The organism is Pseudomonas sp. NPDC089395 (genome assembly GCF_044749525.1).
In the GTDB taxonomy this organism is placed as follows: domain Bacteria; phylum Pseudomonadota; class Gammaproteobacteria; order Pseudomonadales; family Pseudomonadaceae; genus Aquipseudomonas.
Genome location: NZ_JBIVID010000001.1, coordinates 109,434 through 127,260 on the forward strand (window position 1 = coordinate 109,434; position 17,827 = coordinate 127,260).

Genomic DNA, 17,827 nt, shown 5'->3' on the forward strand with positions numbered 1-17,827 from the left:
GGATTTTCCCCATGCAATTGGACCGTGCCACTGGCTGGTTCCACGGAATCGGAATCACCCACTGCCCCTCGCCGAACTTCAATGCCCGCCCCGAGGGCGAATCGATTTCCCTGCTGGTGATCCACAACATCAGCCTGCCGCCCGCCTGTTTTGGCAGCGGCAAGGTGCAGGCCTTCTTCCAGAACCGCCTGGACCCCGATGAACATCCCTACTTCGCCAGCATCAGCCACCTGACCGTGTCGGCGCACCTGTTCGTCGAGCGTGACGGCGCCGTGACTCAGTTCGTATCCCTGCTCGAACGTGCCTGGCATGCCGGGGTTTCGCGCTTCGACGGGCGTGAAGGCTGCAACGACTTTTCCATCGGTATCGAGCTGGAAGGCACCGACGATCTGCCCTATACCGATGCCCAGTACGCCGTGCTGGCGCGACTGACCCGGCACATCCAGGCGGCCTGGCCGGCGATCGACCTGGGGCGTATTCAGGGCCACAGCGACATCGCCCCGCAACGCAAGACCGATCCCGGCCCGGCTTTCGATTGGCCGCGCTACCGCGCCGACGTGAAGGACAACGAGGACAAGGCATGAGTTTTCTGGTGTTGTTGCTGGCACTGTGGGTCGAGAAGTTCTCTGCCCTGCGCCATCAGGTGCAACGGGATGGTTTCTTCCTGGGTGAACTGGTACGCCTGGAGCGCAGCGGCAAGGTGCATCCCTGGTGGACCCTGGCCATTCTGGTACTGGCGCCGGTGGCGGTGCTGGTGTTGCTGCTGCATGTGCTCGACCCGGTGGCCTACGGCTTGCTGGCCTTGCCGGTGCACCTGCTGGTGCTGATCTACAGCCTGGGCCGTGGTGATGCCAAGGCATCCCTCGGGCCATTCCGTGATGCCTGGCGGCGGGGTGACGACCAGGCCGCGCTGCATGTGGCCGAGCGTGACCTGGGGCTGGCGGCCGACGAGCCGCACAGCTTGCTGGTGCGGGTACAGGGCAACCTGTTGTGGCAGGTGTACCAGGGCTTCTTCGCGGTGATTTTCTGGTACTTCGTGCTAGGCCCTGGGGCGGCACTGGCTTATCGGTTGCTGGCGCTGACCGCCGAGCACAGCGGCCAGCCTGCGCTCAAGGCTCGTGCCGAGCATTTGCGCCATGTGATGGACTGGCTGCCGGTCCGTCTACTGGCCATGAGTTTCGCCCTGGTGGGCAACTTCCTCGCGGTGACCCGCGTGATGCTGCACGAGGTGCTCAACTGGCATATCAGTGCGGCGCATCTGGTGGCCAGGGTCGGGCGGATTGCCGACGACATTCCCGAACAAGAAGATGGCCAGCGTGGCTTGGGGCGGCTGGATAGCCTGTGGGAATTGCTGCTGCGCGCTGCCGTGCTGTGGTATGCGGGCTTTGCCTTGTGGACGGTGCTGGTCTGAGCTGAGCTGAGCTGCTTTCCCCTGTGGGCGCCGGTAAGCCGGCTCCCACAGGAATGGGGGCAAGCCGCCGGTTAACCTTAAGTTACAAACCTCCGATTCGATCTGCGCTATAACGGGGTGGCCTAGTGCTATCTCTCGCAGAATAACAAGAATCCATGGAGGTGCCCGTGAAGCGTTCGCTCTACCCGGCAATCGCACTGATGAACCGGCTGAGCTTCGGCCAGAAGTTCAGCCTGATCAGCATCCTGTTCTTCCTGCCCATTCTGGCCACCAGCGTTTACCTGGTCCGCGACGCATACCGGCAGTTCCATTTCACCCGCGCCGAGTTGCAAGGCATAGGCCCGTTGAGCGGCAGCCTGGCACTGCGCGCAGACTTGGAGACTCTCGGCAACCTGGTGCAGATCAATACGGCGCTGGGCCAGTCCGGCAAGGCCGGCGACCTGGAGTCGCGCATCGCAGTCTTGCAGGACAAGGTCCAGGCGCAGCTGCAGGCGCTGGCAGGCGAGGAGTCGGTCCCACAGGACAAGCGCGAAGAACTGGCCAGCACACTGGCCAGTGCGCGGGGCGAGTCGTCGTTGCTGAGCAAGGCTGCGCTTTTCGACAAGTCGCTGGTGCAAGCCCAGGTGCTGAGCAGGCAGGTGGCCAGCCAGTCGGGGCTGAGCCTGGACAGCCAGGCTTCGGTGCGGCAGCTGATCGATTTGCTCGGCGTCGCCACGGCCCAGGCCAACCAAGCCTTGGGCGAAGGGCGAGTGATGGGTTCCGTTGCGCTTGGCCGAGGGTTCATCGATTCGTCCGGCAGCGCTCGCTTCGAAGATCTGTTGCAACGCCTGGAGCGCCTGGCCGCAGACTATGCCATGCGCCTGGACGATGCCCTGGCCAGTGACCCTGCTGCCACGTCAGGCCTGGCGGCAGCCGCCAAGGCCAGCCAGGCAACCGTCAGGCAAGCGGCTGCCTTGTTCGAGGAACAGGTGGTGGTGGCCGAAACCCTGGAGGCGCCCTGGCCGGCCTTTTACCAGCAGGTCACCGATCTGATGGCCCACACCTATCGCCTGAACGACGCCGTCATGGCCCTTGTTCAGGGGCAACTGCAGGAGCGTCTTGTCGAGCAGCGCTGGCGCATGGTCGGCCTGGGCACCGTGCTGGCAGGCGTTTTTGCCCTGATCGTCTATCTGTACGGCGGTTTCTACGTATCGACCCGGGCGACCCTGCGCAATTTGGGCGGCGCCATGGACAAGGTGGCGGCGGGTGACATGACGGTCAGTTTCCAGGCCCACAGCCGTGATGAGCTGGGCGAGCTGGGGCGGGACTTCAGCGAAACGGTGCAGCGTATCCGCGGCCTGATCGACCAGGTCGGCCGCACCGTGGTGGCCGTCGAGGAGCAGGCCGGTCAAGTGCTGGCGGTATCGGCGCGGAGCAACCAGGCGGTCAGCGGCCAACGTGAGCAGATCGAGCAGGTCGCCACGGCGATGAACCAGATGACGGCCACCGCCCAGGAAGTGGCGCGCAGCGCGGCGCTGGCCGCCGATGGTGCGCAGCAGGTCAATCACGAAAGCGCCAATGGCCGTAGCCTGGTGCAAAGCCAGCAGGGCAGCATCGGCCGGCTGGCTGCCGAAATCGACCAGACGGTACTGGCGATCAACCAGCTTGCAGACGACAGCCAGGCGATTGGCCAGGTGCTGGAGGTGATCCGCAGCATTGCCGAACAGACCAACTTGCTGGCGCTCAATGCCGCCATCGAGGCGGCCCGGGCCGGTGAGCAGGGCAGGGGCTTTGCCGTGGTCGCCGACGAGGTGCGCACGTTGGCAAGGCGTACCCAGGACTCCACGGCGCAGATCGCGCAGATGATCCAGCGCCTGCAGGACGGTGTCGGTGCGGCCGTGCGGGCCATGGGCAGCAGCCATCAGATGGCGACGGCGACGGTCGAGGAAGCGCGCCAGGTGCAGCAGGCGCTGGGCAATATCCTGGGGGCGGTGGGGGGGATCGTCGAGCAGAACCAGCAGATCGCGGCGGCGGTCGAGCAGCAGACGGCGGTGGCCCACGACATCGATCGCAATATTGTCGCGATCAACCGGGCGGCGCAGGACACCACGCTGGGTGCTTGCCAGACCGAGGATGCCAGCCGGGCGTTGTCGCAGCAGGTGGTGGAGTTGAAGCGGGTGATTGGGGCATTCAAGGTCTAGGTTTGGTCAATGCCGGCCCTTTCGCGGGGCAAGTGCTACCAGCCAAACAACTCACAGGCATTCTTGCTGCTGGCGTCCGCCAAGACTTCTGCTTCGATGCCCATCAGCTCGGCCAGCGCCCCGGCAATCTCAGGCAAGTGCTCGGGGCTGTTGCGCTGCCCGGCGAACATCGCTGGCGCCATGTCCGGCGAGTCGGTCTCCAGCACGATGCTCTCCAGCGGCAACCGCGCAATGGTCTTGCGCAACCGCAAAGCCTGCGGCCAGGTCGCCGCACCGCCCAGCCCAAGCCTGAAACCCAGCTTGATGTACTCGCGCGCCTCTTCATAACTGCCGGCGAAGGCATGAATGACCCCCGCCCGCGCAGGCTTGTAGCGCTTGAGCGTGGCAATCACCTGGGCATGGCTGCGGCGTACATGCAGCAGGACGGGCAGGGCGAAGTCACAGCCCATTTGCAACTGTGCTTCGAACAATGACTGCTGGCGCGCCTTGTCCAGATCTTCAAGGTAATAGTCCAGGCCGAACTCGCCCACGGCGCACAGCCGCGGGTCACCGTGCAGGCGTTCCAGCCATTCGCGCAACTGAACCAGGTGTTCGGGGCGATGCTGGTCCAGGTAGACCGGATGCAACCCAAGTGCCGCCTGCACGCGCGCTTCGCTGCACGCCAGGTCCCAGACCCGCTGGAAATTGGCCTGGTACACCCCAAGCACCACCATCCGCTGCACGCCGCGCGCCGCCGCATTGGCCAGCAGGCGCGAGCGGTCGGCGTCGAAGTCAGGGAAGTCCAGGTGCGTGTGGGTGTCGATCAGGCGCATGTTCAGCCTGCTGCAATGCGTTGCTTGAAGGTTCGACCAATGGCATGCACGCCGGGTTCGTAGCGTTTTTCTTCGATCGCGGCCAAGGCCAGTTCCAGCGCTGTGGCGGCGATCAGGCCATGCTGCTGGGCCATGGCATTGACCGGCAGCGGCAGGAAGTCGAGCAGCTGGTTGTCGCCGAAGGTGCCCAGTTGCAGGTGGCGCGAATCGGCCGGGCGCGCTTGCAGCGTGTCGAACACGCCTTGCAGCAGCACATAGGACGTGGTCACCAGGGCTTCTGGCAACCCGCCCAACTCATCGATCAGTTGCGCCATCAGGCGTTGGCCGCACGCACGGCTGAAGGCCTCGCCCTCGTAACGACGCACGTCGCCGGCAAACCCTTGCAAAGCTTCGTTGAAACCGCCGGCGCGGGCCTGGCTGACCGACAGCTCCGGACGCGCGCCGATCAACGCGATGCTGCGCGGCGCGGTGGCCAACAGGCTGCCGGCCAACTGGCGGCTGGCATCGCGGTCGTCACTGATGACCGAGCAGAAGTGCGTCGGGTCCAGGCGTCGGTCGATGGCGATCACCGGCAGGCCTTTATCCTGCAATTCGCGGTAGCTGTCGTCTTCTGGCGGCAGGCAGCTGGCGACGAACAGGGCATCGCAGCGCCGAGCACGGAACAGCTGCTGCAGTTGGCGCTCGCTGTCTGGTTGGTCGTCGCTGCTGGCAATCAGCAACTGGTAGCCACGGGCGCGGGCGCCTTGTTCCAGTTGTTTGGCGATGCGGGCGTAGCTGGGGTTCTCCAGATCCGGGAGAATGAAGCCCAAGGTACGGGTGTGCCGGCTGCGCAGGCCTGCGGCCTGTGGGTTGGGCGTGAAGCCATGGGCCTCGACCACCGCGCGCACACGCTCGACAGTGCTGTTGCTGATGCGCTGCTGTTCGGCCTTGCCATTGATGACGTAACTGGCAGTGGTCACGGACACACCGGCCAGACGGGCGATATCGCTGAGTTTCACCGAGTTTTCCTTGTTATTACCGGGACTGGTCGTGGGACAGGACCGAGTAGTTTGACCCGAGCAGGCTGCCACGCGCAGACGACCATTGTCGCAATTGTCCGACAGGATGGGGCTTTTTCCCTGGAAGATTATCGAGTAACGTGGCCACTTGGTCAGATTAAACGTTTCAGCTGAATATTTTTCTGCCTCGGCTGCCGCGCGTGCAAGGCCGCTGAACTGGCTGAAGACGTGAATTTCACAACAATACCTCAGTACCCGGCATTTACTTCAAGGGGCTGCAAAAGGAGAAGGTCATGCTCGAGCTCGCCAAAGAGCAGATAGCCATGGGCCAGACGGCCGCCGACAAGGCCGAGGCATTGCGCTTGCTGGCGCAGAGGCTGGTGGCCGATGGCCTGGTCGCCGAAGGCTACCTGCAAGGCCTGCAGGCGCGGGAGGCGCAAGGCTCGACCTTCCTTGGCCAGGGCATCGCCATCCCCCACGGCACCCCGCAGACCCGTGACCTGGTGCATGCCACCGGGGTGCGCTTGCTGCAGTTTCCCGAAGGCGTCGACTGGGGTGACGGCCAGATCGTCTACCTGGCCATTGGCATTGCAGCCCGCTCCGATGAACACCTGCGCCTGTTGCAATTGCTGACCCGTGCCCTGGGCGAGACCGATCTGGCCGAGGCCTTGCGCCGGGCCAACTCCGCCGAGGCGCTGCTCAAGCTATTGCAAAGTGCGCCACAAGAGCTGGCCCTGGACGCGCAGCTGGTCGGCCTGAACCTGCCCGCCGAAGACTTCGACGAGCTGGCCTGGCGCGGTGCGCGCTTGCTGCAACGGGCCGGTTGCGTCGACAGCGGCTTTGCCGCCGTGCTGCAACAGGCCGAGCCGCTGCCCCTGGGCGAGGGCCTGTGGTGGCTGCACAGCGAGCGCCAGGTGCGCCAGCCGGGGCTGGCGTTCGTCACCCCGCAGCAACCCCTGCGTCATCGCGATCAACCTTTGAATGGCGTGTTCTGCCTGGCCAGCCTCGGGGCTGCGCACCAGGCGCTACTGGAGCGTCTTTGCGAAGTGCTGATCGAAGGTCGGGGTCAGACGCTGTACCAGGCGACCAGCAGCCGCGCGGTGCTCGAAGTGCTGGGTGGCGAGACGCCGGCAGACTGGCCCAGTGCGCGCATCGCCTTGGCCAACCCTCATGGCCTGCATGCCCGCCCGGCGAAGATTCTCGCGCAACTGGCCAAGGGCTTCGACGGCGAGATTCGCTTGCGCGTGCTGGACAGCGCGCAACCGGCAGTGTCGGTCAAAAGCCTCAGCAAGTTGCTCAGCCTGGGTGCCCGTCGAGGGCAAGTACTCGAATTGACCGCCGAGCCTTCCATCGCCAACGACGCCTTGCCAGTGCTGCTGGCGGCGATCAAGGAAGGCCTGGGCGAGGAGGTGGAGCCACTGCCAGAAGCTGCCATGCAGGTTACGCCAGCACCCGTTGACGTACTTCAGGCACCGGCTGCGGGCAGCCGGATCCAGGCCGTGGGCGCGGCACCGGGGATTGCCAGTGGGCCGGCGCATGTCTGCGTCGAACGCGAGATCGACTACCCATTGCGTGGCGAGTCGCCTGCGCAAGAACGGCTGAAGCTGCAGCAGGCCATGGCAGCGGTGAACAACGCGCTGCAGGCGCTGGTACAGCGCAGCGACAAAGCCATTGGCGAGATCTTCGTCACCCACCAGGAAATGCTCGCCGACCCCGCGCTGAGCGACGATGTCGAGCTGCGCCTGGCCCAGGGCGAGAGTGCCGCAGCCGCGTGGATGGCCGTCATCGAAGCGGCGGCACGCCAGCAGGAGGCGCTGCACGATGCGCTGCTGGCCGAGCGCGCTGCCGACCTGCGCGATGTCGGGCGTCGGGTGCTGGCGCAGTTGTGTGGCGTGCAGGCCCAGGCCGAGCCCGAGGAAGCCTACGTGCTGGTGATGGCCGAAGTCGGCCCTTCCGATGTCGCTCGCCTGGACCCGGCACGGGTCGCCGGCATCGTCACCGCCCATGGCGGTGCCACTGCCCATAGCGCGATTGTCGCCAGGGCCCTGGGCATTCCGGCAGTGGTCGGCGCGGGGGCGGCGGTGCTGCAGCTGCAGGCCGGCACCCCGTTGCTGCTCGATGGCCAGCGCGGCACCCTCAGCGTTGCGCCGCCAGCTGATGAATTGCAGCGCGCGCTGGCCGAACGCGACCAGCGCGAGCAGCGTCTGCAAGCGGCCTGGGCCGATCGCCACGCACCGGCAGTGACCCGCGACGGCCATGCCGTCGAGGTGTTCGCCAACATCGGCGAAAGCAGCGGCATCGACAAGGTGGTCGAGCAGGGCGCCGAAGGCATCGGCCTGCTGCGCACCGAACTGCTGTTCATGGCCCACCCTCAGGCACCGGACGTCGCCACCCAGGAAGACGAGTACCGCCGTGTGCTCGACGGTCTGGGCGGACGTCCGTTGGTGGTCCGGACCCTCGATGTGGGCGGCGACAAACCCTTGCCCTACTGGCCGATTCCCACCGAAGACAACCCGTTCCTCGGCGTGCGCGGGGTGCGCCTGACCCTGCAGCGGCCGCAGATCATGGAAGACCAGCTGCGCGCGCTGCTGCGCGCCGCCGACCAGCGCCCGCTGCGGATCATGTTCCCGATGGTCGGCCAGGTGCACGAATGGCGTGAAGCGCGGGCGATGGTCGAACGCTTGCGCGCAGAAATTCCGGTCGCCGACTTGCAACTGGGGATCATGGTCGAGGTGCCATCCGCGGCGTTGCTGGCGCCACAGCTGGCGCGCGAGGTGGACTTCTTCAGCATCGGCACCAACGACCTGACCCAGTACACCCTGGCCATCGACCGTGGCCACCCGAGTCTCTCGGCGCAGGCGGATGGCCTGCACCCGGCGGTGCTGAGCCTGATCGACATGACCGTGCGCGCCGCCCATGCCCACGGCAAGTGGGTGGGCGTGTGCGGCGAACTGGCCGCCGACCCGCAGGCCGTGGCCGTGCTGCTGGGCCTGGATGTCGATGAGCTGAGCGTGGCCGCACGCAGCGTTGCCGAAGTCAAAGCCCTGGTTCGCCAGGCCGATCACCCGACGGCCCGCGCCCTGGCGCGCGAGGCCCTGCAACAGGACAGCGCCGCGGCGGTTCGCGCGCTGGTGGAGCGTTACTGAATGGCCAAGATCCTCACCCTGACCCTGAACCCGGCGCTGGACATCACCGTCAGCCTCGACACCCTGCGCCCGGGGCACGTCAACCGTGCCCACGACCAGCTCAGCCACGCCGCCGGCAAAGGCCTGAACGTGGCCCAGGTACTGGCCGACCTGGGGCACAGCGTGACCGTCGGTGGCTTCCTTGGCCAAGACAACCTGCAGCCGTTCGAGGCGCTGATCGAGCGGCGCGGGTTTGCCGACTGCTTTGTCCGCGTCCCCGGCGAAACGCGCAGCAACCTCAAGCTGGTCGAGGCCGATGGCCGGGTCACTGACATCAATGGGCAAGGGCCGCAGGTCGATGACGCCGCCCGTGCGGCCCTGTTGCGCCGGCTGCAGGCGATAGCACCGGGGCATGACGCCGTGGTGGTGGCCGGCAGCCTGCCGCGTGGCATCAGCCCGGAGTGGTTTCGCCAATTGCTCGAACAACTGAAGGCGCAGGGCCTGAAAGTCGCCCTCGACAGCAGCGGCGACGCTCTGCGCGCCGGTCTGCAGAGCGCACCTTGGCTGGTCAAGCCCAATACCGAAGAACTCGGTGAAGTGCTCGGCCTGGTCGTGGACGGTCCTGCCGAACAGCGCGCCGCCGCCGAGCAGTTGCTGGCCAGTGGTGTCGCGCATGTGGTGGTGTCGGCGGGCGAGCAGGGCGTCAGCTGGTTCGCGGCTGGCCAGGCGCTGCATGCCCAGCCGCCGCACGTCCGTGTGGCCAGCACCGTGGGTGCTGGTGATTCACTGGTGGCGGGCATGATCCACGGCCTGCTGCTGGCCGAAGCCCCGGCGCAGACCCTGCGCCGCGCCACCGCCATCGCCGCCCAGGCGGTGACTCAGGTGGGCTTCGGTATCTGCGACCGCGAACACCTGGCGCGCCTGGAAGCCGCCGTGCAACTGACAGAACAACAAGAGGGTTGCCGATGAACATTGCCATTGTCACCGCCTGCCCCAACGGTCAGGTGTCCAGCGTGCTGAGTGCGCGCTTGCTGGCGGCTGCCGCCCAGCGCCGCGGCTGGAAAACCTGCGTCGAAGTCGTGGACGCCACGCATCCCGAGCGCCAGCTCACCCCCGAGCAGATTGCCGATGCCGACTGGGTGTTGGTGGTCAGCACCAGTGCGCTGGACCTGGCCCGGTTTTCCGGCAAGCGTGTGTACCAGAGCACGCCGGCCCAGGCCCTGGCCGACCGCGAAGGGTTTCTCGACCAGGCTGCCGCCAACGCCCAGGTTCAAGTCGATGTGCCTGCCCTCGTGCAGCCGCCAGCGGCTGCGCGCATTGTCGCGGTCACCGCTTGCCCGACCGGCGTGGCGCACACCTTCATGGCTGCCGAGTCCCTGCAGCAGGCCGCCCAGCAGCTGGGCTATTCGCTCACCGTGGAAACCCAAGGCTCGGTCGGCGCACGCAACCCGCTTTCGGCTCAGGCCATCGCCGAGGCCGATGTGGTGCTGTTGGCTGCCGATATCGAGGTGCCCACGGCCCGTTTCGCCGGCAAGCGCATCTACCGCTGCGGCACGGGCATCGCGCTCAAGCAGGCGCGGGCGACGCTGGACAAGGCCCTGACCGAGGCCAAGGTGGAAAGCGCAGGCGACACGGCTGTCAGCGCCGCTGCCGGCAAGGCCGAGAAGGCCGGGGTCTACAAGCATCTGCTCACCGGCGTGTCGTTCATGCTGCCGATGGTGGTGGCCGGCGGCTTGCTGATCGCTTTGTCGTTCGTCTTCGGTATCGAGGCCTACAAGGTGCCCGGCACCCTGCCGGCCGCCTTGATGCAGATCGGTGGCGAGGCTGCGTTCAAACTGATGGTGCCGCTGCTGGCGGGCTACATCGCCTGGTCGATCGCCGACCGTCCGGGCCTTGCCCCGGGGATGATCGGCGGCTTGCTGGCCGGCACCTTGGGCGCCGGTTTCATCGGCGGCATCATCGCCGGCTTTCTGGCCGGTTACAGCGCCAAGGCCATCGCCCGTTGGGCGCGCCTGCCGAGCAGCCTCGATGCACTCAAGCCGATCCTGATCATTCCGCTGTTGGCCAGCCTGTTCACCGGCCTTGTGATGATCTACGTGGTCGGCCAGCCCGTGGCGGCCATGCTCGAAGGGCTGACGCACTTTCTCGACAGCATGGGTACCACCAATGCGATCCTCCTTGGCCTGCTGCTGGGCGGCATGATGTGTGTCGACCTGGGCGGGCCGATCAACAAGGCCGCCTACGCCTTCTCGGTCGGACTGCTGGCCTCGTCGAGCTACGCGCCGATGGCCGCGACCATGGCCGCCGGCATGGTGCCGCCGATTGGCTTGGGCATCGCCACGTTCCTGGCCCGGCGCAAGTTTGCCCAGAGCGAGCGCGAGGCGGGCAAGGCGGCGTTGGCGTTGGGCTTGTGCTTCATCTCGGAGGGGGCGATCCCCTTTGCTGCCAAAGACCCGCTGCGGGTGATCCCGGCGAGCGTGGCCGGTGGCGCGTTGACCGGGGCGCTGTCGATGTATTTCGGCTGCAAGCTGATGGCGCCGCATGGGGGGCTGTTCGTGCTGCTGATCCCCAATGCGATCAACCATGCGCTGCTGTATCTGCTGGCGATCGTGGCGGGCAGCCTGCTGACAGCGGTGGTGTATGCCTTGATCAAGAAAAGTGAGCGGGTGGAGTTGGCGGTGGCGCCGGTGAAGGGCTGAAGATCAAGACCGCCTTGGCCCTTTCGCGGGACAAGCCCGCGAAAGGGCCACAACTGACTCAACGCCGATGCTTCTGCCGCAACGGCACCAGCAAATCCCCCAGCCCGTTGTGGTCGACTTCGTGCATCAACGCCAGTAACCCCCCAAGTTCCCCCGCCGGAAACCCCTTGCGCGCGAACCACGCCAGGTAGTCACCTGGCAGATCGGCAATGATCCGCCCTTGGTATTTACCAAAGGGCATGGTGCGCGTGACCAGCAGTTCGAGTTTTTCCGGATTCATGGCAATGCCTGCAGGAGAAATGCGCTGACCATACTGCAATCTGCACGAGCGCCCAAGCGGCAATCATGCATAACGCCGTTTCCCCCATTTTTTAGTCAATCACTAACTAATTGATTCAAAAGGGATTAATTTTTATTAACGGCTTGGCACGAAGGCTGCTCCGGTATACCTGACCTTCACCTGCCAAGGAGTTTTGCCATGAGCAACCCCAACAAAGACGTGATCGACGTACTCAACGACCTGATCGAGTACAGCAAGGACGGTGAGAAGGGCTTCAAGACCTCGGCCGATGATGTGAGAAACCCTGAACTCAAAGCATTCTTCGTTCAGCGTGCGGGTGAGTGTTCCGCTGCTGCAAGCGAGTTGCAGAGCGAAGTGCGCCGGTTGGGTGGGGATCCTGAAACGTCCACCAGCATCAGCGGTGACATGCACCGTGGCTGGGTCAACCTCAAGTCGATGGTTACCGGCAAGGACGAAGAAGCTGTGCTCAATGAAGTAGAGCGCGGCGAGGACCACGCCCTGAAGGCCTACAAGGAAGCACGCGAGAAGCTGGTCAAGCTGGGCCGCGCTGCCAGCGACCAGAGCTACGCGCTGGTCGAGAAACAGCTGCAAGGCGTGCAGCGCAACCATGACCAGGTGAAAGCGCTGCGCAACGCAGCCCGCGCTCGCTCCTAGTTGGCAGGGCCCTCGACTCGGTTGCGGCCATTGGCCTTGGCTCGGTAGAGGGCTTCGTCCGCCGCCCCCAGTACCCGGGCCAGGTCGTGCTGGGTACCTGGGATGTACACGCCGATGCCGACGCTGACCGTGACCGAACGGGCATCGTCGGCAAACGCCGTCAGGGCTTCGACGCTCGCCCGAATGCGCTCTGCCAGGAGCAGGGCGCCCGACAGTTCAGTCTCTGGCAAGATCACCTGAAACTCCTCCCCACCGTAGCGTGCCGCCAGGTCGGCGGGACGGCGCAAGCACTGTTCGATGGCTTTGGCCACTTCACGCAATGCATGGTCGCCACCGGCATGGCCATGGCGTTGGTTGAACGCCTTGAAATGGTCCACATCGACCATCAGCACCGCCAATGACTTGCGGTTACGCTGGGCGCGGGCCCATTCCAGACGCAGCACCTGGTCCAGCCGACGACGGTTGGCAAGGCCCGTGAGGCTGTCGGTAGCGGCCAGGGTGGCCAGGCCTTGCTCGGCTTCGTGGCGGCGCTGCAGTTCGCGGCCCAGCAGCAAGGTCAGCCAGAGGATGCCGATGCACAGCACGCCCGTGGCGACACTGACCAGAATCGCCGTGCGCCGCCATGACTCGAACACCTCGTCGGCCGAATGCACCACCAGCACGATCAAGGGCAAATCCGCGACCCGGGCGAAGGTGTACATGCGCTGGGCACCGGTACGGGCCGAGCGTGCCGTGAAGCTGCCACTGCGCTCGCCGAGCACGCGCTTGAAGTTCGGTCGCTCGCTGTAGTCGTTGCCGATCAGTGGGTCTTGCGGGCGCGAGGGTTGCCGGGCGAGCAACTGGCCGCTGGTGTTGAACAGGTTGATGCTGCTGTCGTCGCCGATATCCAGGCGTTGGAACAGCTCGCTGAAATAGGAGAGGCGCAAGGCACCCGCGGCCAACCCGGCGAACTCGCCCGTGGGGCCGGAGATTCGCCGGCTGAAACTGATGCACCAGTCCAGGTCGCCCAGCCTGGCCTTGAACGGCGGGCCCACCAGCAAACCGAGGTTGGGGTCATTCAGATGGGCCTGGAATACCCCGGTGTCGGCGAAGTTGGCCTTGCGCGGCACGCTGCTGGTGGAATCGCCCACCACATCGCCTTGTTTGTCGAGCCACAGTACATCGCCGCGTTTCTTGTCGACGAAGGCTTCATTGAACAGCAGGCGCTGGCGCAGTGGCCCGGGAATCTCGGGCAGTTCCTTGCGGTTGACCGCCCAGATCAGGCCCTGCAGGGACTGATCGTAGAGTTCGGCGTTGCGCAGGATATCGCTTTCGATCAGTTGCACGATGTTGTTCGAAGCGCGGATGGCCGACAGCTCGACACTGTCGCGCTCACGGGCCAGCAGGTAGCTGACGATGGCCACGATAGCGAGCACGGCAAGGCAACTGCCCAGGTTGAGGATCAGCTCGGGGTGCGACCTGTAGAGTGCGAGACGCGGTGATGGAGTGGGCATGCGCGCTACTGCTGAGGCAGGGCCATTTGCGGCGGCGACATTCTAGGGAAGCGGGGGTTGTCGGACAAGATTTGTCCGACGGAATCGCGCGGGCGTTGACTGTACTTGTGGGCGCGGGCTTGTCCCGCGAAGCAGGCAGCGCGCTGCATGGCACCGGCTCTGCCGGTGTTCGCGGGACAAGCCCGCTCCCACAAGGATCAGAAGATATTCAACGGATAATCGATGATCACCCGCAGTTCGTCGTTGTCGCTGTTGCTGTCGATCGACGCATACCCCTGGCTGCCACGGTGGGTGGCATAACGCACCAGCACCGACAAGTCCTTGAGGTTGCCTTCCTGGAACACGTACTTCACGTCCAGGTCACGCTCCCAGTGCATGGCGTTCTTGCCATCGGCGCGGTAGTAGTCGTAGTGGCTGGTGTCCTGGGTAGCCTTGGTCAGGTCTGCCTCACCGCGCGAGTACGACACGGTAGTGCTCAGCCCAGGCACGCCGACACCGGCGAAGTTGTAGCCGTACTGCAGCTTCCACGAACGCTCGTTGGGCGCGTTGAAGTCCGAGTACATGCGCGAGTTGTCCAGGTACACGCTGTCACCCAGGTTGATGTAGTCGAACGGCGTGTTGCCGTTGACCCGCTGGTAGGCGGCGGTGACGCTGTGGTAACCGGCATTGACCGTGAAGTGCAGGCTGTAGGTGTTGTTGTCGATCTTGCCCAGCAGCGCCTGGCCGGTGTCCTGGGTGTGGTAGAAGTGCACACCCGGGTTGAGGCTGACCAGGTCGTTGACCACGTAGGTGTAGTCGAAGTCGGCGTAGTACTGGTTCCAGATGTCCTTCAGCTCGGCGGCATACAGGTTGGCGCTGAAGTTTTCGGTGCCGGTCCAGGAGGCGCCAGCCCAGTTCAGATGCTCACTCTTGTCGCCGTCGGCCAGCGCACCGTAGTAGGTGTCGATGCGGCGGTGGCCGCTCTGGTTGTACGGTTTGGTGAAGCTGGCCTGGCCACCTTCGAGCAGCAGGCCGTCGATGCTGGTGTTGGTCAGGCTCACACCACGGAATGTCTGCGGCAGCATGCGGCTTTCACCGCCAGCGATCACCGGGTTGGTGAGGAACAGGTCACCGGCCTTGAGCTCGGTGTCGAATGCCTTGAGCTTTACCGCCGCGCCAGCGGTGGAGAACGAGTGCGGGGCAGCGCCCAGCTCGCCGTCGTCCTTCACGTGCGAAGGCAGGATGCTGGTACCGGCATGGCCGCCACCGCCGTCGAGCTTCAGGCCCAGCATGGCATGGGCGTCGAGGCCGAAACCAATCACCCCAGGGGTGTAGCCGGACTCGAATCGCGCGACCGCGCCCTGGCCCCACTCGCGCTTGTCACGCACGCCCGAGTTGAGGTTGTTGCGGTTGAAGTAGGCATTACGCAAATGCAGGTTGAACGACGAGCCTTCGATGAAGCCATCAGCCTTGTCTTCATCTGCCTGGGCGGCGAAGGGCATCGTTGCAGTCAATGCAATGAACAGCGGGGTAAAGCGAAACGCGGAAGACACCGGTACAAGCTCCTTTGGTAGGACGTTGAGGCAGTTTTTATTTTTGAATGTGCAACTTTCTTGTTGGAGACGTAACAACCGGGCTGATCGTCAAAGCACATAAAAAAAGCCGCTGATCGGCAGCGGCTTTAAGAGGCTAACATATCGACAGCGGTGCTGCCCATGACGTAGCCGAGGGAAAACTTACGCGGCAGCGAGTTGAACTCAGCTGTCGGCGTTGGTATCGATGGATACTTTTGAAACTGTCTGTTCCGGGGCTTTCACGGCATCGTTCTGATTGGCGACGGCTTCGCGAGCTTCCTGATGAACAGCGGCGAGTTCTGCGTTACGGGCGACGAAGGCCTGGGATTCTTCAGCCATGGCCAGGGGCGACAACAACAGGGAAGACAGAACGAAAACGCTGGCAATACCCATACTGTTGGACATTTTGAAACTACCTTCTTGCGCTGCAAGTGCTAATGAGGACAGGGCTAAAGTTAGTCCTTTAAAGGCCCTGGAAACAGCGTCCCCGGTGATAAGCACTATTGCGCAAAAGGTAACGATCTTGCTGGAAAGCCATTAGACTTTCGCCCCAAACCCGCGAGTTTGAGCGCTTGGCAGGCGAATGCCGAAGGTGTTCGCGCCTGCCTTGCTGTGCACAAAAACTTCCCCGCCATGCATCACCGCAATCGCCTTGACGATCGCCAGCCCCAACCCATGGTTGCCCCCGCCACTGTTGCTGCGGGCCGCATCCACGCGATAGAACCGCTCGAACAGCAGTGGCAGGTGGGCAGCGTCGATCGCCGGCCCCGGGTTGCTCACGGCAATGCTGACCTGTTGCGGCCCGGCATCGATATGCACGCGGATGATCTGGTTCGGCGCGGTGTGTTGCACCGCGTTGTTCAGCAGGTTGATCAGTGCCCGGCGCAGTTGGGCCTTTTCGATCGGGGCCTGGGCATCGCCGTCGACACTGACGCTGACCTGGGCGTCTTCGAGGATGTAGTCCAGGTAATCGAGGGTGGTGGCTACCTCTTCGGCCAGCGACGCCTGGGTCAGTGCCGTGGCCTTGCTGCCCTGGTCGGCGCTGGCGAGGAACAGCATGTCGTTGATGATGCTGCGCAGGCGCTCGAGCTCCTCCAGGTTCGATTGCAGCACTTCGAAGTAATGCTCGGCACTGCGGCCACGGGTGAGGGCGACCTGGGTCTGGCCGATCAGGTTGGTCAGCGGTGAGCGCAGTTCGTGGGCGACGTCGGCGTTGAAGGCTTCCAGCCGGGAATAGGCCTGGCTGACCCGGTCGAGGGCGGCATTGAAGGCGTCGGCGAACTGCGCCAGTTCCGGTGCCAGGTCGCTGGTTTGCAGGCGGCCATCCAGGCGCGGCGGCGCCAACGCCTGGGCTTCGTTGGACAGTGCCAGCAGTGGGCGCAGGCCGATACGCGCCACCCAGTAACCCAGCACCGAGGCCAGCAGCACACCCAGCACCGCGAGGCCGACGATGGCCACCAGCAGGCTGTGCTGCGCCTGCCAGAAGGTTTCGGTGTCGATGCCGATCAGAAAGCGCAGCGGCGGTCGGTCGCCCAGGGCCGGCAGTTCGCTGACCAGCACCTTGTACGGATAGGGGCGGTCGGGCAGGCGCAGGTCGCGCATGCCTGGCGGGCCCTCGGCGAAGGCCCGCACCAGCTCGCTGGGGTGGCCGTACTCGAAGGCCGGGTTGCTGCTCACTACCCAGAAGCGGATACGCTTGTCTTCTTCACTGAGGAGGTTGAGCTTGTTGTTGATCTTGGCCCAGTGCTCGGGTGTGCCGAAGCGGTTGAGGGTGGATTCGAGCACGCTGTAGCGGGCGTCCAGCTCGGCCTGGGGCAACAGGTCGAGGCTGCGGTCGACCTGACGGTACAGCGCCGAGCCGATCAGCACGAACACCCCCAGCGCCACCAGGATGAACAGCGCCGACAGGCGCAGCGCGATGGAGTTAACCGGCACGGTTTTCCAGGACATAGCCCATGCCTCGGATGGTATGCAGCAGCTTGTTGTCGAACGGCCCATCCAGCTTGGCGCGCAGGCGTTTGATCGCCACCTCGACGACATTCGCATCGCTGTCGAAGTTGATGTCCCAGACCAGCTCGGCGATGGCGGTCTTGGAGAGGATTTCGCCCTGGCGCCGGGCCAGCACGCTGAGCAGCGAGAATTCCTTGGCGGTCAGCTCCAGGCGGGTGCCGGCGCGGCTGGCCTTGCGCGCCATCAGGTCGATCCACAGGTCGCCGACCTGGATCTGCAGCGGCTCATGGCTGCTGCTGCGGCGGGTCAGGGCCTGAAGGCGGGCGACCAGTTCGAGGAAGGAAAACGGCTTGCCGAGGTAGTCGTCGGCGCCTTCGCGCAGGCCATGGATGCGGTCTTCGACGCGCTCGCGGGCGGTGAGCATGATCACCGGCGTCTGCTTGCGCGCGCGCAGGGCACGCAACACCCCGTAGCCATCCAGGCCCGGCAGCATCACATCGAGCACGATCACGGCGTAGTCGCCTTCAAGGGCCAGGTGCAGGCCGTCGATGCCGTCACGCGCAAGGTCGACGTTGAAGCCTTGCTCGCTAAGGCCGCGATGCAGGTAATCGGCGGTTTTCTCTTCGTCTTCGATGATCAGCACACGCATGG

The 17,827-nt window shown here is 64.8% G+C and carries 15 protein-coding genes and 1 pseudogene; 8 read left to right on the forward strand and 8 right to left on the reverse strand.

The annotated features are described in order from the left end of the window. The first annotated feature begins 11 nt into the window (after positions 1-11). The 4 genes and pseudogenes from ampD to ACIPZG_RS00560 all read left to right on the forward strand — a co-directional run bounded on the left by ampD (position 12) and on the right by ACIPZG_RS00560 (position 3,591). The gene (gene ampD / locus ACIPZG_RS00545) at positions 12-584 is read left to right on the forward strand and encodes a 1,6-anhydro-N-acetylmuramyl-L-alanine amidase AmpD (RefSeq protein WP_400709142.1); all 573 of its coding nucleotides are present in this window, start codon (positions 12-14) and stop codon (positions 582-584) included. Next, positions 581-1,411, forward strand: a complete 831-nt coding sequence (gene ampE / locus ACIPZG_RS00550) for a regulatory signaling modulator protein AmpE (RefSeq protein ID WP_400709145.1) — start codon at positions 581-583, stop codon at positions 1,409-1,411. Before ampD ends, ampE begins: the two co-directional genes overlap by 4 nt. Before the next feature lie 1,118 nt (positions 1,412-2,529). After that, positions 2,530-2,733: pseudogene (locus ACIPZG_RS00555) on the forward strand (HAMP domain-containing protein); the annotation flags it as partial. A gap of 153 nt (positions 2,734-2,886) precedes the next feature. Then, on the forward strand, positions 2,887-3,591 hold the full coding sequence (locus ACIPZG_RS00560) for a methyl-accepting chemotaxis protein (protein WP_400710834.1): 705 nt from the start codon (positions 2,887-2,889) through the stop codon (positions 3,589-3,591). A 35-nt stretch (positions 3,592-3,626) separates the two neighbouring features. Here the strand turns inward: ACIPZG_RS00560 and ACIPZG_RS00565 are convergent, their stop codons facing one another. Continuing rightward, entirely contained in the window at positions 3,627-4,403 is a 777-nt protein-coding gene (locus ACIPZG_RS00565; protein ID WP_400709148.1) for a TatD family hydrolase, read from the reverse strand. A 2-nt stretch (positions 4,404-4,405) separates the two neighbouring features. Then, the gene (gene cra, locus ACIPZG_RS00570; RefSeq protein ID WP_400709151.1) at positions 4,406-5,401 is read right to left on the reverse strand and encodes a catabolite repressor/activator; all 996 of its coding nucleotides are present in this window, start codon (positions 5,399-5,401) and stop codon (positions 4,406-4,408) included. Between the two features lie 293 nt (positions 5,402-5,694). Here cra and ptsP point away from each other — a divergent pair, with 293 nt between their 5' ends. Genes ptsP through ACIPZG_RS00585 form a run of 3 tightly spaced genes read left to right on the forward strand, consistent with a single transcriptional unit; the run spans position 5,695 to position 11,225 of the window. After that, positions 5,695-8,547, forward strand: a complete 2,853-nt coding sequence (gene ptsP, locus ACIPZG_RS00575; protein WP_400709154.1) for a phosphoenolpyruvate--protein phosphotransferase — start codon at positions 5,695-5,697, stop codon at positions 8,545-8,547. Further along, entirely contained in the window at positions 8,548-9,495 is a 948-nt protein-coding gene (gene pfkB / locus ACIPZG_RS00580) for a 1-phosphofructokinase (protein WP_400709157.1), read from the forward strand. After that, the gene (locus ACIPZG_RS00585; RefSeq protein ID WP_400709160.1) at positions 9,492-11,225 is read left to right on the forward strand and encodes a PTS fructose-like transporter subunit IIB; all 1,734 of its coding nucleotides are present in this window, start codon (positions 9,492-9,494) and stop codon (positions 11,223-11,225) included. The genes pfkB and ACIPZG_RS00585 overlap by 4 nt, the downstream gene beginning before the upstream one ends. 58 nt (positions 11,226-11,283) lie before the next feature. On the opposite strand, the gene ACIPZG_RS00590 is transcribed toward ACIPZG_RS00585, so the two are convergent. Then, entirely contained in the window at positions 11,284-11,505 is a 222-nt protein-coding gene (locus ACIPZG_RS00590) for a DUF3820 family protein (protein WP_400709163.1), read from the reverse strand. A gap of 198 nt (positions 11,506-11,703) precedes the next feature. Here ACIPZG_RS00590 and ACIPZG_RS00595 point away from each other — a divergent pair, with 198 nt between their 5' ends. Then, positions 11,704-12,180, forward strand: a complete 477-nt coding sequence (locus tag ACIPZG_RS00595; protein WP_400709166.1) for a PA2169 family four-helix-bundle protein — start codon at positions 11,704-11,706, stop codon at positions 12,178-12,180. Here ACIPZG_RS00595 and ACIPZG_RS00600 read toward each other — a convergent pair. The 5 genes from ACIPZG_RS00600 to ACIPZG_RS00620 all read right to left on the reverse strand — a co-directional run bounded on the left by ACIPZG_RS00600 (position 12,177) and on the right by ACIPZG_RS00620 (position 17,825). Further along, on the reverse strand, positions 12,177-13,673 hold the full coding sequence (locus tag ACIPZG_RS00600; RefSeq protein ID WP_400709169.1) for a sensor domain-containing diguanylate cyclase: 1,497 nt from the start codon (positions 13,671-13,673) through the stop codon (positions 12,177-12,179). The genes ACIPZG_RS00595 and ACIPZG_RS00600 overlap by 4 nt on opposite strands. A 197-nt stretch (positions 13,674-13,870) precedes the next feature. Then, positions 13,871-15,205, reverse strand: a complete 1,335-nt coding sequence (locus ACIPZG_RS00605; RefSeq protein ID WP_400709172.1) for an OprD family porin — start codon at positions 15,203-15,205, stop codon at positions 13,871-13,873. A gap of 204 nt (positions 15,206-15,409) precedes the next feature. After that, positions 15,410-15,631, reverse strand: a complete 222-nt coding sequence (locus ACIPZG_RS00610) for a hypothetical protein (protein WP_400709175.1) — start codon at positions 15,629-15,631, stop codon at positions 15,410-15,412. Between the two features lie 132 nt (positions 15,632-15,763). Then, positions 15,764-17,176, reverse strand: coding sequence for a heavy metal sensor histidine kinase (locus ACIPZG_RS00615; RefSeq protein WP_400709178.1), 1,413 nt, complete (start codon positions 17,174-17,176; stop codon positions 15,764-15,766). Then, positions 17,151-17,825, reverse strand: a complete 675-nt coding sequence (locus ACIPZG_RS00620) for a heavy metal response regulator transcription factor (RefSeq protein ID WP_008097103.1) — start codon at positions 17,823-17,825, stop codon at positions 17,151-17,153. The genes ACIPZG_RS00615 and ACIPZG_RS00620 overlap by 26 nt, the downstream gene beginning before the upstream one ends. Positions 17,826-17,827 lie beyond the last annotated feature (2 nt).

Excerpts from the sequence above, each read along its gene's own strand:
- ampD (WP_400709142.1), top strand. The coding sequence starts at position 12 with ATGCAATTGGACCGTGCCACTGGCTGGTTCCACGGAATCGGAATCACC.
- ampE (WP_400709145.1), top strand. The coding sequence starts at position 581 with ATGAGTTTTCTGGTGTTGTTGCTGGCACTGTGGGTCGAGAAGTTCTCT.
- ACIPZG_RS00560 (WP_400710834.1), top strand. The coding sequence starts at position 2,887 with ATGACGGCCACCGCCCAGGAAGTGGCGCGCAGCGCGGCGCTGGCCGCC.
- ACIPZG_RS00565 (WP_400709148.1), bottom strand. The coding sequence starts at position 4,403 with ATGCGCCTGATCGACACCCACACGCACCTGGACTTCCCTGACTTCGAC.
- ptsP (WP_400709154.1), top strand. The coding sequence starts at position 5,695 with ATGCTCGAGCTCGCCAAAGAGCAGATAGCCATGGGCCAGACGGCCGCC.
- pfkB (WP_400709157.1), top strand. The coding sequence starts at position 8,548 with ATGGCCAAGATCCTCACCCTGACCCTGAACCCGGCGCTGGACATCACC.
- ACIPZG_RS00585 (WP_400709160.1), top strand. The coding sequence starts at position 9,492 with ATGAACATTGCCATTGTCACCGCCTGCCCCAACGGTCAGGTGTCCAGC.
- ACIPZG_RS00590 (WP_400709163.1), bottom strand. The coding sequence starts at position 11,505 with ATGAATCCGGAAAAACTCGAACTGCTGGTCACGCGCACCATGCCCTTT.
- ACIPZG_RS00595 (WP_400709166.1), top strand. The coding sequence starts at position 11,704 with ATGAGCAACCCCAACAAAGACGTGATCGACGTACTCAACGACCTGATC.
- ACIPZG_RS00600 (WP_400709169.1), bottom strand. The coding sequence starts at position 13,673 with ATGCCCACTCCATCACCGCGTCTCGCACTCTACAGGTCGCACCCCGAG.
- ACIPZG_RS00610 (WP_400709175.1), bottom strand. The coding sequence starts at position 15,631 with ATGTCCAACAGTATGGGTATTGCCAGCGTTTTCGTTCTGTCTTCCCTG.
- ACIPZG_RS00615 (WP_400709178.1), bottom strand. The coding sequence starts at position 17,176 with ATGTCCTGGAAAACCGTGCCGGTTAACTCCATCGCGCTGCGCCTGTCG.
- ACIPZG_RS00620 (WP_008097103.1), bottom strand. The coding sequence starts at position 17,825 with ATGCGTGTGCTGATCATCGAAGACGAAGAGAAAACCGCCGATTACCTG.